Below are 14,710 nucleotides of genomic sequence, written 5' to 3' on the forward strand. Positions count from 1 at the left end.
AGGGAGGAATGCGATGCCGCTCGAGATGAACCGTGAGGTTTTCATTACCTGTGCCGTTACCGGGTCCGGCGGCACGCAGGATCGCAGCCATCTGGTGCCGCGTTCGCCCAAGCAGATCGCCGACTCGGCTATCGAGGCAGCCAAGGCCGGTGCTGCCATCGTCCACTGCCACGTCCGCGACCCGGAGACCGGCAAGCCGCGCCGCGACATCCATCTCTACCGCGAGGTGACCGAGCGCATCCGTGAAGCCAATGTCGACGTGGTGTTGAACCTCACCGCCGGCATGGGCGGCGACATGGTGTTTGGCGGCGTCGAAAGCCCGCTGCCGCTCAAGGAAGCCGGCACCGACATGGGCGGCGCCACCAACCGCGTCGAGCATGTGCGCCAGTGTCTGCCGGAGATCTGCACGCTCGACTGCGGCACGATGAACTTCGCCGAGGCCGACTACGTCATGACCAACACGCCGGGCATGCTGCGCGCCATGGGCGGCATGATGACCGCGATGGGCGTGAAGCCCGAGATCGAGGCCTTTGACACCGGTCATCTATGGTTTGCCAAGCAGCTGGTCGAGGAGGGCGTGCTTGCGCCCGACGCGCTGGTGCAGCTGTGCATGGGCGTGCCGTGGGGTGCGCCCGACGACCTCAATACCTTCATGGCGATGGTCAACAACGTGCCGAAGAGCTGGACCTTCTCGGCCTTCTCGCTGGGCCGCAACCAGATGGCCTATGCGGCCGCAGCGGTGCTGGCCGGCGGCAATGTGCGCGTCGGCCTCGAGGACAATCTCTGGCTCGACAAGGGCGTGCTCGCCACCAATGCGCAACTGGTCGAGAAGGCGGTCGCCGTCGTCGAGACCCTGGGCGCGCGGGTCATCGGACCGGAAGAGGTGCGTAAGAAGCTCAACCTCGTCAAGCGCGCGCCGCTGGCGGCCTGATGGCCGCAAGTCCAAATCTGCCGGGAGGGGCATGTTCATGAACACAATTTCCAAAGCAGCCGCCATTGGCGGCGGGGTGATCGGCGCGGGCTGGGTGGCGCGGCTGCTGCTCAACGGCATCGACGTGTCGATCTTCGATCCCGACCCGGAGGCAACCCGTAAAGTCAGCGAGGTGATGAAGGGGGCGCGCCGCGCCTACAAGCAGATGGTGCCCGGCGGGCTGCCCAAAGAAGGCAAGCTGACCTATGCCAAGACAATTGCCGAGGCGGTGGCAGACGCCGATTTCATCCAGGAAAGCGTGCCTGAGCGACTCGATCTCAAGCACAAGGTGCTGGCCGAGATCGACATGCACGCGCCAGCCAATGCGATCATCGGCTCGTCGACCTCGGGCATCAAGCCGTCTGACATGCAGGTGGCGATGAAGAAGCACCCTGAAAGACTGGTTGTCGGCCATCCGTTCAACCCGGTCTATCTTCTGCCGATCGTCGAGATTGTCGGCGGTATCAAGACGTTCCCCGAGGCCATCGAGGTCGCCAAGGAGATCTATTCTTCGATCGGCATGAAGCCGGTTGTCATCCGCAAGGAGATCGAGGCCTTTGTCGGCGACCGCCTGCTCGAAGCGGCCTGGCGCGAGGCGCTGTGGCTGATCAAGGACGGAATCTGCTCGGTCGAGGAACTCGACGACATCATGCGCTACGGCTTCGGCCTGCGCTGGGCCCAGATGGGCATGTTCCAGGTCTATCGCATTGCCGGCGGCGAAGCGGGCATGCGCCACTTCATGGCCCAGTTCGGGCCCTGCCTGCAGTGGCCGTGGACCAAGCTGATGGATGTGCCGGAGTTCAACGACGAACTCGTCGACCTGATCGCCGGCCAGTCCGACGACCAATCAAGCAAGTGGTCGATCCGCGAGCTGGAGAAGATCCGCGACGACAATCTTGTCGCGATCATGGATGCGCTGTCGAAGCAGAACAAGGGCAAGGGCTGGGGCGCCGGCGCGCTCTACAAGGACTACACCAAACAGCTCGCCGCCCAGGCCAAGCCGAAGGTCTCGAAGGCCGCCGAAAAGGCCAAGGCGAGCAAGCCGGTTAAGAAGGCTCTGAAAAAGGCTCCGGCCAAGAAGAAGGGCTAAGCCATGCATTTCGGTCTGTCCGAGGAACAGCAACTCATCGTCGACACGACGCGTGCCTTCGTCGAGAACGAGCTCTATCCGCATGAGCAGGAGGTCGAGCGCACGGGTCATCTCCAGCGCGAGCTGATCGAGGACATCAAGGCAAAGGCGATCACGGCTGGGCTTTATGCTGCCAACATGCCGGCGGATGTCGGCGGTGCCGGGCTCGATACGCTGACCTGGCTGCTTTACGAAAAGGAGCTCGGCCGCGCCAACTATGCGTTGCACTGGACCTGCGTGGCGCGCCCGTCCAACATCCTGCTCGCCGGCACGTCGGAGCAGCGCGAGAAGTATCTTTTCCCTTGCATCCGCGGCGAGAAGTCGGACTGTCTAGCCATGACCGAGCCGGGTGCGGGTTCCGACCTGCGCGGCATGAGAGCGACTGCCGTCCAGGATGGCAGCGACTGGGTGCTCAACGGCACCAAGCATTTCATCTCCCACGCCGACATTGCCGATTTCGCCATCGTCTTCATGGCCTCGGGCGAAGAGGACAGTCCGCGTGGAAAACGCAAGAAGATCACCGCGTTCTTCGTCGACAAGGGCACGCCTGGCTTCACCGTGCGCGACGGCTATCGCAACGTCTCGCATCGCGGCTACACCAATTCGGTGCTGGAGTTCGACGACTGCCGCCTGCCGGCGAGCCAGGTCCTTGGCGAGGTGCACAAGGGTTTTGAAGTCGCCAACAGCTGGCTGGGCGCAACGCGCCTGCAGGTCGGCGCCACCTGCCTCGGCCGCGCCGAACGCGCATTGAACCATGCCGTCGAATACGCCGCCCAGCGCCAGCAGTTCGGCCAGCAGATCGGCAAGTTCCAGGGCGTGTCGTTCAAGCTGGCCGACATGGCGACCGAGCTCAAGGCTGCCGAGCTGATGGTGATGGAGGCAGGCTGGAAATACGACCAGGGCACGGTCACCGACCAGGACATGGCGATGGCCAAGCTCAAGGCTACCGAGATGCTGGCATTCGTCGCCGATGAAGCGATCCAGATCCACGGCGGCATGGGCCTTATGGACGACCTGCCGCTGGAGCGCATCTGGCGCGACGCCCGCGTCGAGCGCATCTGGGAAGGCACTTCGGAGATCCAGCGCCACATCATCTCCCGCGCGCTGCTCAGGGCGGTGGGCGGATGATCTCGGGGCTGCGCAGGCGGCAAGAAAGTTTGACCTTGCTCTTCGGGGCAAGGTGGCCCGCAGGGCCGGGTGGGGGTGGAAATGAGTAGCTCGACTTTGACCACCTCCACCCCGAAGCCAGCAGGGCGAACGCGGCTCGAGCGTTTGCTGCGACCGAAGTCGATTGCCGTTTTCGGCGGCTCGCAAGCCGCCGCCGTGGTCAAGCAGTGCCTGAAGATGGGCTTTGCCGGCGACATCTGGCCGGTGCATCCGACAAAGGGTGAGGTCGAGGGCATCAAAACCTTTCGCTCGGTGGCAGAGCTGCCGGCGGCGCCCGACGCCGCCTTCGTTGGCGTCAACCGCTTCCTGACCATCGAGGTGATCGCGCAACTCGCCGCGCGTGGCGCGGGCGGGGCGATCTGCTTTGCCTCGGGCTTCCTCGAGGCAGGCAACGACGATGCCGATGGTGAGCGGCTGCAGACCGAGCTGGTAACGGCCGCCGGTGCGATGCCCGTCATCGGACCCAATTGCTATGGCCTGATCAACTATGCCGACGGCGCACTGTTGTGGCCCGACCAGCACGGTGGCCAGAGGCTCGCGCCTGAGGGGCGCGGCGTTGCCATCATCACGCAATCGTCCAACATCGCCTGCAACCTGACCATGCAGAAGCGAGGCCTGCCGGTAGCCTTCCTGATGACGGCCGGCAACCAGGCGCAGACCGGCCTCTCCGAGATGGCGTTGGGCCTGATCGAGGACGAGCGCGTGTCGTGCCTCGGCCTGCACATCGAGGGTTTCGACACGGTCGACGGCTTCGAGCGGCTGGCTGTGCGCGCACGTGAACTGAACAAGCCGATCGTCGCCATGAAGGTTGGCCGCTCCGAGCAGGCGCGCAAGGCGACGATATCGCACACCGCGTCGCTCGCCGGCTCCGACACCGCGTCGGATGCCTTCCTCAAACGGCTGGGCATCGCCCGTGTCGATACCATCCCGTCACTGCTCGAAACGCTGAAACTGCTGCATGCCTTGGGACCGCTGCCCGGCTTCACGCTGTCGTCGATGAGTTGTTCGGGTGGCGAGGCCTCCGTCATGGCCGACAGTGCCGAGGGCCGGCGGGTGCGTTTCCCGGCGCTTAAGCCTGACCACTATGCGCGGATAAAATCGACGCTCGGCGCTTTTGTGGCGGTCGCCAATCCGCTCGACTACCACACCTTCATCTGGAACGACGAACCGGCGATGACGGCCACTTTCACCGCCATGGCATCTGATAGCTTCGACCTCAACATGCTGGTGCTCGACTTCCCGCGTAACGACCGTTGCTCGGATGCCGACTGGTGGCCGACGGTGCGCGCCTTCGAGGCGGCGCTGAAAGCCAATGGCGCGTCTGGCGCGGTGGTGGCGTCGATGTCGGAGAACCTGACCGAGGAGCACGCCGCCGACCTGTTTGCGCGCGGCATCGTGCCGTTGCAGGGCATAGCGGAGGCGATGGACGCGGCAGAGGCTGCCGCGTTTGTCGGCGAGGCGTGGCGTAGGCCGGTTGCTGCGGCGGTAGGGCGTGGTGCTGATGCATCCCGCTCCGGCCAAAGGCTAGAAAGGGGCGACGCCAAGGCGATATTTGACGAAGCCGCTGCCAAGTTCCTGCTGCGCGACGCCGGCCTGGCCGTGCCGAGCGGTCGTCGCGCGGCAAGCGTTGCGGAGGCCATCGCGGCTGCGGAGTCGCTGGGCTATCCGGTTGCGCTCAAGGCGCTCGGCGTGACCCACAAGAGCGAACTCGGTGCCGTCAGGCTCAACCTGCGGACCGGCGAGGAGGTCGACGCGGCGGCTGCAGCCCTTTTGCTGCTCGGCTCCGGCCTCTATGTCGAAAAGATGGTCTTGGGCGGTGTGGCCGAGCTGATCGTCGGTGTCACCAGCGATCCGCTGTTCGGGCCCGTCATGACCATCGGCAGCGGCGGTGTACTGGTCGAGCTGATGAAAGACAGTGCCACGCTGCTTTTGCCCGCCTCGCGCGGCGAGGTTGCAGCGGCGCTCACGGGGCTGAAGATGTCCCCGTTGCTCCAAGGCTATCGCGGCCGCGCCAGGGCTGATGTCGGTGCCGCAATCGATGCGATCATGGCCATATCAGGCTTCGTGTCCCATCATGGCGATGCAATCGAGGAACTCGATATCAATCCGCTGATCGTCTGTGGTGAAGGGCAGGGCGCCTGGATTGCGGATGCGCTGCTGGTGACGGCCTAGAGGGAGAGAAAAAATGTCCGATGTCGTGAAAACCCGTCGCGAGGGTGCGATCCTCGAAGTTACGCTCGACCGGCCCAAGGCCAATGCCATCGATCTCGCGACGTCACGGCTGCTGGGCGAGACCTTCAAGACCTTTCGCGACGATGACGGCCTGCGCGTCGCCATCGTCAGGACGGCGGGGGAAAAATTCTTCTCGGCCGGGTGGGACCTGAAGGCCGCCGCCAGTGGCGATGCGGTCGACGGCGACTACGGCGTCGGCGGCTTCGGCGGGCTGCAGGAACTGCGTGACCTCAACAAGCCGGTGATTGCCTGCGTCAACGGCATGGCGGTGGGCGGCGGCTTCGAACTGGCGCTGTCCTGCGACCTGATCTACGCCTCCGAGCATTCGAGCTTCGCACTGCCCGAGATCCGTGCGGGCACGCTCGCCGACGCCGCGACCATCAAGCTGCCCAAGCGCATTCCCTACCACGTGGCGATGGACCTTCTGCTCACCGGCCGCTGGATGGACGTCGCTGAGGCGCATCGCTGGGGCCTGGTCAACGAGGTGCTGCCGGCCGACAGGCTCGAGGATCGTGTCTGGGAGATCGCCCGCCTGCTCGCCGGCGGTCCGCCGCTGGTCTTCGCCGCCATCAAGGAGGTGGCGCGCGCGGCCGAGGGCACCTGCTTCCAGGAAACGATGAACCGCATCACCAAGCGGCAATTCCGAACGGTCGACGAACTCTACGCCTCGGAGGACAATCTCGAAGGCTTCAAGGCGTTTGCGGAGAAGCGCGATCCGGTGTGGAAGGGGAAGTAGGGAAGCCTAACGTCATGGTCGAGTCCCGTCATGCCCCCACGAGGCGCGCTCAGGAGTGCTACCGGAGCCTGCGCCAATGACCGACTATACAAAACTCATCGATGCCGAGACCTGGGCCTTCATCGAGCGCACCAACGCCTATTATCCGCCCGATACCATCGACTACACCATTGTCCAGCAGCGTAAGATCTACGATCGCATGTGCCGGGAATTCTTCGCCGGCTATCCCGAGGGCGTGTCGGCCGAGACGACGGCAATCACGGCGCCAGCTCACGACGTGCCTATCCGCATCTACCGCCTGGCCGGCAAGGCGCCGGAAGCGGTGGTGCTCTATTTCCATGGCGGCGGCTTCATCCTTGGCGGGCTCGACAGCCATGACGATGTCTGTGCCGAGCTGTGTGGCCGCACCGGCTGCGAGGTCGTGTCGGTCGACTACCGGCTGGCGCCCGAGCACCGGCATCCGGCCGCTTTCGATGACGCCATGGCAGCCTTCGAATGGGCTACGGCCAAATACAGCCAGCCAATCGTGCTCGCCGGCGACAGCGCCGGCGGCAACATTGCCGCCGCCGTCAGCCACGCGACGCGCGGCCACAAGCATCGTCCGGTCGGGCAAGTGTTGGTCTACCCGGGCCTTGGCGGCGATCGCGCACGCGGTTCCTACGTCGTTCACGCCGAGGCGCCGATGCTGACCATGCGCGACCTCGAATTCTATAAGGACATCCGCACCGGTGGCGAGGACCGCACCGGCGACATCACCCTGTCGCCACTGGCCGACGCCGACTTCGCCAATTTGCCGCCGACAGTCGTCGTCACGGCCGAATGCGACCCGCTGTCGTCTGATGGTGAGGCCTATGGCGAACGCATTGTTGCCGCTGGCGGCAAGGCCTTCTGGCACGAGGAGCCGGGGTTGGTGCACGGCTATCTGCGCGCTCGCCACACCGTCGGCCGCGCCCGGGCAAGTTTCACGCGCATCGTCGATGCTGTGGCGGCGCTGGGGCGCGGTGAGTGGGTATGGTGATTGGCTTCCTTCTCCCCGTTCACGGGGAGAAGGTGCCGGCAGGCGGATGAGGGGCGGCGCCACTTCCTCAAACGTAGAGCTGCCCTTCACCCAACCGCTTCGCGGCCACCCTCTCCCCGTGAACGGGGAGAGGGAAGGGCCTCCGCTTCAATTCCCAGCGCTTGCCATCCTGCGTCCGCCGATCGCCTTTTCCAGCCAGCCGATCTCCATCTCCGGCACCGACGACAGCAGCAGGTCGGTGTAGGCGTCGAAGGGCGGCTTCAGCACTTCGGATTTCGGCCCGTAGCGGACCACTTCGCCGCGATACATGACGGCGATGGAGTCGGCGATCGACTTCACCGTCGCCAGATCGTGGGTGATGAACAGATAGGCGACGCCTTCCTCGGCCTGTAGCCCGAGCAGCAGCTTGAGGATGCCGTTGGCGACCAGCGGGTCGAGGGCGCTCGTCACCTCGTCGCAGATGATCAGTCTCGGTTTGGCGGCAAGCGCACGGGCGATACAGACGCGTTGTTTCTGGCCGCCGGAGAGCTCGGCCGGGTAGCGATCGATGAAACCGCGCCCCATCTCGATCTTGTCGAGCAGTTCGGCGACCTTGGCATCACGCTCCTTGCCGCCCATGCCGAAATAGAACTCCAGCGGACGGCCGATGATGGTGCCCACGGTTTGGCGTGGGTTCATCGCCACGTCGGCCATCTGGTAGATCATCTGCAACTCGCGCAGGTCGTCGCGGCTGCGGTCGGCGAGACGGTTGCCGAGTGCGCGCCCGGCAAAGGTGATGCTGCCTTCCTCGGGCGGCAAAAGGCCTGTTATGGCGCGCGCCAGGGTCGACTTGCCCGAGCCGGATTCGCCGACGACGGCGAGCGTCTGGCCGGGCAGGATGTCGACCGAGACGTTCTTCAGCACCTTGATCTTGCCGCCGCCATAGGCGGCCGTCACGTTCCTGACCGACAGGAAGGGGGAAGCGCCCGGCTTCTTTTCCTCGTGCGCGATCTCGTGCACCGAGACCAGCGCCGAGGTGTATTCCTGGCGCGGCTCCTTGATGATCTGCTGCGTGCCGCCCCATTCGACCAGCTTGCCGTGGCGCAGCACCATGATCTCGTCCGAGACCTGGGCGACGACGGCAAGGTCGTGGCTGATGTAGAGAGCGGCGACACCGGTGTCGCGGATCGCCTCCTTGATGGCGGCAAGCACGTCGATCTGGGTGGTGACGTCGAGCGCCGTCGTTGGCTCGTCGAAGACGATCAGGTCAGGCTCAGAGCACAGCGCCATGGCGGTCATGACGCGCTGCAACTGGCCGCCCGAGACCTGGTGGGGGAAGCGCTTGCCGATGTTTTCCGGATCGGGAAGGCTGAGCTTCTTGAACAGCGCAACCGCGCGCCGCTCGGCCTCTGCTCGGCTCGACACGCCGTGCAGGATCGAGGCTTCGACCACCTGGTCCATCAGGCGATGCGCCGGGTTGAAGGCCGCCGCCGCCGACTGCGCGACATAACAGACCTCGCGCCCGCGCAAAGCGCGGATGCCTTGCGTGCCGCCCTTTCGGATGTCGCGGCCGTTGAGGATGATCTCGCCGCCGGTGATCTTCACGCCGCCGCGGCCATAAGCCATGGACGACAAGCCGATCGTCGACTTGCCGGCGCCGGATTCGCCGATCAGGCCGAGCACCTTGCCCTTTTCGAGCGTCAGCGACACGTCGTGCACCAGCGTGATGGTGCGTGGCGCTTCGCCAGGCGGATAGACCTTGGCCTCGATCCTGAGGTCGCGGATGTCGAGCAGTGGGCCAGAGCCGTTCGCAGGTGCCTTAGCCATTGCCGCGTCCTCCCTTGAGATCGGTGGTGCGGTTGAGCACCCAGTCGGCGACGAGATTGACCGAGATGGCAAGCGCTGCGATCGCGGCGGCCGGTATCAGGGCTGCCGGGATGCCAAAGACGATGCCGTCCTTGTTTTCCTTGACCATGCCACCCCAGTCGGCATCCGGCGGCTGCACGCCGAGGCCGAGGAAGGACAGTGCCGACAGGAACAACACGGCATAGATGAAGCGCAGGCCGAGTTCGGAAATCAGCGGTGACAGCGCGTTGGGCAATATCTCGCGGAAAATGATCCAGCCCTTGCCTTCGCCGCGCAGCTTGGCTGCCTCGACGAAATCCATGACGTTGATGTCGACGGCCACCGCCCGCGACAGGCGGTAGACACGGGTGGCGTCGAGGATGCCCATGACCAGGATCAGCGTCACCAATGTCGATGGCAGCACCGACAGCACGACGAGCGCGAAGATCAGCGTCGGAATTGCCATCAACAGATCGACGAAGCGCGACATGCCGGTGTCGAACCAGCCGCCGACGACGGCCGCGGTGAAGCCGAGGATCGCGCCCAGCGAAAACGACAACGCCGTCGCCATCACGGCGATGAAGATCGTCGTGCGCGCGCCGAAGATCATGCGCGAGAGCAGGTCGCGGCCAAGATTGTCGGTGCCGAGCAGGAACTGCGACGACATCGGGGCCCAGACGTCGCCGACGATCTCGCCCAGGCCGTAAGGTGCGATCAGCGGCGCGAAGATCGCCGCAATCAGGAACAGTGCGGTCAGCACCAGCCCGATCGCGGCGCCAAGGGGAATACGTTTCAGGTCAAGCATGGTGCGCCCCTCACTTCGGATGCCTGAGGCGCGGATTGGCCACGATGGCGGCAATGTCGGCGATGATGTTGAGGCCGATATAGACGGCAGCGAAGATCAGCCCGACTGCCTGCACCACCGGCACGTCGCGCTTGGCGACATGGTCGACCAGATATTGCCCCATGCCGGGATAGACGAAGATCACCTCGATGACGACGACGCCGACGATGAGGAAGGCGAGGTTGAGCATCACGACGTTGATGACCGGCGCAATCGCATTGGGGAAGGCGTGCTTGCGGATGATCTCGAAGGGCGACAGGCCCTTGAGCTCGGCGGTCTCGATATAAGCCGACTGCATGACGTTGAGGATAGCCGCCCGCGTCATGCGCATCATGTGGGCGAGCACCACCAGCGTGAGTGCGGTCGCCGGCAGGGCGATGGCCTTCATGCGCTCAAGGAACGGCATGCCGTCATAGACGGTGGAGATGCCGGGGAAGATCTGCCACTTCACGGCGAAGAAGTAGACGAGCAGGTAGCCGACGAAAAACTCCGGCAACGAGGTCGAGGCCAGCGCCAGGCCGGAAATGGTCTTGTCGATCCAGCCGTTGCGGTAGCGCACGGCAAGCAGGCCGAGGATGATGGCCAGCGGGATCGACACGATCGCCGCCCAGAAGGCGAGGAACAGCGTATTCCACAGCCGGCCGCCAATGGCGGTGGCAATGTCCTGCCGGCTCGAGAGGGCGGTGCCGAGGTCTCCGGTCAAGACGCCGCCGAGCCAGCGGAAATACCTGACATAGGCGGGCGCGTTGAGGCCGAGTTCCTCGCGCAGATTGGCGAGCGCCTGCGGTGTGGCCGACTGGCCGAGAATGGATTGGGCGACGTCGCCGGGCAGGATCTGGGTGCCGGCGAAGATCAGGACCGAAACGGCCAGAAGCAAGATAAGGCCCAGCGCAATGCGCTGGGCGATCAGTTTCAGGATCGGATTGGACATGCGCTCAATGCCCTATCAGGCGTTGAGCCAGCACTTGGACAGTGCGTAGCCGCCCATCATCTCCTGGTTGCCGTCATCGACCCAGCCGCCGACTTTGGCGCTGGTGGCGTCGATGAAGTCGTTGAACATCGGCGTGATGACGCCGCCTTCGTCGCGCACGATCTGGCCCATGTCGGCATAGATCTTCTTGCGCTTCTCCGGATCGAGTTCCGAACGCGCGGCAAACAGCATCTTGTCGAAGTCCTCGCGCTGGAAGCGCGTGTCGTTCCACTCGGCCTTCGAATAATAGGCGGTCGAGTACATCTGATCCTGCGTCGGGCGTCCGCCCCAGTAGGAGGCCGAGAAGGGCTGCTTGTTCCAGACTTCCGACCAGTAGCCGTCGCCGGGCTCGCGCTTGACCTCGAGCGTGATGCCGGCCTTGGCGGCGCTCTGCTGGTAGAGTTGGGCGGCGTCGACAGCACCTGGGAAGGCGACGTCGGAGGTGCGCAGCAGCACCGAGCCGGAATGGCCCGACTTCTTGTAGTGGAAGGCGGCCTTGTCGGGATCGAACTTGCGCTGCTCCATTTCGGTGAACAGCGGATAGGCCTTGTTGATCGGCGTGTCGTTGCCGACCGAGCCGTAGCCCATCAGAATCTTCTGCAGCATCTCCTCGCGGTCGAGCGCGTATTTCAGCGCCAGCCGGAGGTCGTTGTTGTCGAAGGGCGCGGTGTTGCAATGAGCGATGAAGACGTAGTGGCCACGGCCGGCGACATTGCGGATGACAACGCCCGGTACGCGCTTGATCAGCTCGACGATCTTCGGCTCGACGCGGTTGATGATGTCGACCTGGCCACCCTGCAATGCAGAGGTGCGAGCCGTGGCATCGTTGATGACGATGATCTCGATCTGGTCGGCAAAGCCGCGGTCGTCGCGCCAGTAGTTGGCGAACTTCTCGCCGCCGAGGCGCACGCCGGCCTCGTTGACGGTGATCTTGTAGGGGCCGGTGCCGATGCCGGCGTCGGGCTTGTCCTTGCCACCATTGGGCTGGATCATCAAATGGTAGTCGTCGAGCAGGAAGGGCAGGTCGGCGTTGGCGTCCTTCAGTTCGAAGATGACGTTCTGGCCGTCGGCCTTGACCGAGGCGATACCGCCCATCAGGCCGAGCGCGCCGGACTTCGCCTTCTCGTCGGAGTGGCGTTCGATGGTGGCCACGACGTCAGCCGGCGTCATCTCCTGGCCGTTGTGGAACTGCACGCCCTTGCGGATCTTGAAGGTCCAGGTCTTGGCGTCGTCGGACGCGCCCCATTCCTCGGCCAGCGCCGGCTTGGGCTCGCCCTCGGGCGAGATCTGCACCAGCTGCTCGCCCCACTGGCGGCCGAAGAAATAAGGCACCTGGCTCGACCAGGATGCCGGGTCGAGGCTGTCGGTGGCCGCACCACCCTGCATGCCGGCGCGCAGGATGCCGCCTTTCACAGGACCTTCGGCCTTGGCGGCGCTGGCCAGCAACGAGTTGGCGAAGGTTGCCGTGACGCCCAAGGCCGCGGCGCGGCCCAGGAAATCGCGACGGTTCAATTTGCCCGCAGCGACTCGGCGGCTCAGATATTCCAGTTCATTTGACATTGGAAAGGCTCCTCACTCTGGCGGTCGTTATTGCTCGACTTCTGGTGGCAATATTGACCGTAACGTAAGGGCATCGGCAAGGCCGAATGCGACATCGAGTGGCGCATTCGCCATGTCGCATTCGGAACAGTCGTTCTGAACGTCAGATGTGGTCGCGAGCGACGATCTCGCTGAAATTGCGCTCGAAAACCAGAATCTCGCCTTCATAGGCCTCGATGCGGCCGGTGAGATGGAAATTCTCACCGTCCGAACGCATGGTGGTGAAGGTTTCGGTCCTGACCGACCAATTGTCGCGTTTCAGCGTCTGGGTCCAATGGGTCTCGCCATGGGCCGCGAGAGGGTCGGCAGGATCGATGCTCCAGGACTCGCGGGCGACCTCGCCGACCGCCAGTCCATGGTCGAGATCGCGGGTCTCGCCGAAGTCGTCGACGATGCGAAGAGTGACCTTGCCGTCCGCGCGTTCGACCTTGCGGAGGTGGCTGTCCTCGCGCAGTGTTTCGATCTGCCAGGGGGTGGCGCCCTCCGGTTCCTGGAACGTCCATTCGTCGCCTTTGCCCGAGGCCCGCACCGGCAGCTCGATCGCGCCACCTTGGATCGTCAGCGTCACCTCTTCCGGCGATGGCCAGACCAGCGGCCAGTAGGTCGAGGATATGGAGACGCGCAGCCGGTTACCTGCAGCGACGCGGTAGGCGATGTCGTCGAGCTTGAATGCGATCTCCATCGTCTCGCCTGACACCAAGTCCTCGGGGAACTCATGGCTGTTGCGCTGGCAGAGGTTGAGCACGCCATAGGTGACACGCGTCGAGGCACCGTCGGGCTGGACGTCGCACAGGCGCACCGCCACCATCGCACGCCGGCGGTCGGCGGCAAGCTTCAGCCGGATGACCGGGCTGCCGACGATGTCGAGCGGTGCCTCGAGTGCGGCACCGTCGAAGCAGGCCGACTTGGCGTCGTCGGCGCGCTGGTCTCCCGGCAGTTCCGGCCCGAGCCAGATGGCGCAGTATTCGCCGCCATCCATGCCGCAATCCTGCGGCGAGTTGATCGACACCGGCGCCTCCAGCTCGACGCCCTCGGCCAACATGCCGTTGGTGCCGAGCGCCAGGGTCCTGGTCGCGATCTCTGGCGAAGGCCATTGCCGCTCGGCGATCCAGCGGCCCTGGCGCTCCAGATACCACTCGCGCGGTGGCTCGGACTCCATGAGGTAGAGCCGCATCGCCGGATCGTCTTCGACGCCGGTCTCCCTGCCCTTCAACCAGTGGTCCCACCAGCGCAAAGCCTCTTGCAGGAAGCCGATGGCCGGCTTCGGCACGGCGAAATGCGGATATTTGTGCACCCATGGCCCGGCGATGCCCTTGACCGGCGCCTTGAGGTTGCTGACCAGGCGCGAGACGGTGTTCTTGTAGGAGTCGCCCCAGCCGCCGATGGCGAGCACGGCGGCCTTGATGGCCGAGTAGTCCTCGTTGACCGAGCCGCGCTTCCAGTAGGCGTCGCGACGTTGGTGGTTCAGCCAGTGTGCGGGCAGGAAGGGCTCCTGCTCCAGCCGGTCTAGCCACATATCGCGCCACTTTTCACCGACCAGCGCCGGATCCGGCGGCCTGGAGGAGTAGGACAGCATGGTTGCGCCCCAGCCCATGTTCTCGTTCAACAGCAGGCCGCCCTTGTAGTGGATGTCGTCGGCGTAGCGATCGTCGGTCGAGCACAGCGTGATGATCGCCTTCAGCGCCTTGGGCTGGAGGGCCGCCACCTGCAGGCCGTTGAAGCCGCCCCAGGAGATGCCCATCATCCCGACCTTGCCGTTGCACCAGGGCTGGCTTGCTGCCCAGGCGATGACGTCGCAGGCGTCCTGCCACTCCTGGTCGGAGTATTCGTCGTCCATCAAGCCTTCGGAATCGCCGTTGCCGCGCATGTCGACGCGGATCGAGGCATAGCCGTGGCCGGCGAAATAGGGATGGGTCAGGCAATCGCGCGTCGTCGTGCCGTCGCGCTTGCGGTAGGGCAGGTGCTCGAGGATGGCGGGCACCGGGTCCTGGTCGGCATCGGCCGGCATCCACACCCGCGCCGACAGCCTGACACCGTCGGGCATGACGATGCCCATGTCGGGAAACTCGACGATGTCGCGCGGAAATTCGGTGATGATTTTCATGCTTGGCTCCCTGCGACGTCGCTACGGCGCCCCGCGTTCTGCGACGCGCAAAGGAACGCTGTAGCGCTTAAGTCTGTGCATGATCCTTGGCCGAAAATCGACCTCGATTTTCGGGGT

General features: G+C 64.7%; 11 protein-coding genes. 6 read left to right on the forward strand and 5 right to left on the reverse strand.

Annotated features, from left to right (window positions below; genetic code table 11):
- Positions 1–13 precede the first annotated feature (13 nt).
- From H5P29_RS10220 to H5P29_RS10245, 6 genes are all read left to right on the forward strand, one after another.
- Complete coding sequence (locus H5P29_RS10220; protein WP_154386402.1) at positions 14–931, forward strand: 3-keto-5-aminohexanoate cleavage protein; 918 nt, start codon at positions 14–16, stop codon at positions 929–931.
- Between the two features lie 37 nt (positions 932–968).
- Positions 969–2,060: a carnitine 3-dehydrogenase gene (locus H5P29_RS10225; RefSeq protein WP_154386403.1), complete on the forward strand. Its 1,092-nt coding sequence runs from the start codon at positions 969–971 to the stop codon at positions 2,058–2,060.
- A 3-nt stretch (positions 2,061–2,063) separates the two neighbouring features.
- Entirely contained in the window at positions 2,064–3,227 is a 1,164-nt protein-coding gene (locus H5P29_RS10230; protein ID WP_154386404.1) for an acyl-CoA dehydrogenase family protein, read from the forward strand.
- Between the two features lie 81 nt (positions 3,228–3,308).
- Positions 3,309–5,438 (forward strand): acetate--CoA ligase family protein, encoded by a 2,130-nt coding sequence (locus H5P29_RS10235; protein ID WP_154386405.1) that lies wholly within the window; start codon positions 3,309–3,311, stop codon positions 5,436–5,438.
- A 13-nt stretch (positions 5,439–5,451) separates the two neighbouring features.
- Positions 5,452–6,234, forward strand: coding sequence for a carnitinyl-CoA dehydratase (locus H5P29_RS10240; protein ID WP_067958005.1), 783 nt, complete (start codon positions 5,452–5,454; stop codon positions 6,232–6,234).
- 76 nt (positions 6,235–6,310) lie between these two features.
- Positions 6,311–7,252 carry an alpha/beta hydrolase gene (locus tag H5P29_RS10245; RefSeq protein ID WP_154386406.1) on the forward strand — a complete coding sequence of 314 codons (942 nt, stop codon included), beginning with the start codon at positions 6,311–6,313 and terminating at the stop codon, positions 7,250–7,252.
- A gap of 147 nt (positions 7,253–7,399) precedes the next feature.
- Here the strand turns inward: H5P29_RS10245 and H5P29_RS10250 are convergent, their stop codons facing one another.
- From H5P29_RS10250 to H5P29_RS10270, 5 genes are all read right to left on the reverse strand, one after another.
- A complete protein-coding gene (locus tag H5P29_RS10250; RefSeq protein ID WP_154386407.1) occupies positions 7,400–9,058 on the reverse strand; it encodes an ABC transporter ATP-binding protein in 1,659 nt (552 codons plus the stop codon).
- Entirely contained in the window at positions 9,051–9,881 is an 831-nt protein-coding gene (locus tag H5P29_RS10255) for an ABC transporter permease (protein WP_067958014.1), read from the reverse strand. Before H5P29_RS10255 ends, H5P29_RS10250 begins: the two co-directional genes overlap by 8 nt.
- 10 nt (positions 9,882–9,891) lie before the next feature.
- Complete coding sequence (locus tag H5P29_RS10260) at positions 9,892–10,851, reverse strand: ABC transporter permease (protein ID WP_154386408.1); 960 nt, start codon at positions 10,849–10,851, stop codon at positions 9,892–9,894.
- 15 nt (positions 10,852–10,866) lie between these two features.
- On the reverse strand, positions 10,867–12,450 hold the full coding sequence (locus H5P29_RS10265) for an ABC transporter substrate-binding protein (protein ID WP_067958019.1): 1,584 nt from the start codon (positions 12,448–12,450) through the stop codon (positions 10,867–10,869).
- 142 nt (positions 12,451–12,592) lie between these two features.
- Positions 12,593–14,593 (reverse strand): CocE/NonD family hydrolase, encoded by a 2,001-nt coding sequence (locus H5P29_RS10270; RefSeq protein WP_154386409.1) that lies wholly within the window; start codon positions 14,591–14,593, stop codon positions 12,593–12,595.
- Positions 14,594–14,710: the final 117 nt, after the last annotated feature.

The organism is Aminobacter sp. MDW-2, assembly GCF_014250155.1.
In the GTDB taxonomy this organism is placed as follows: domain Bacteria; phylum Pseudomonadota; class Alphaproteobacteria; order Rhizobiales; family Rhizobiaceae; genus Aminobacter; species Aminobacter ciceronei.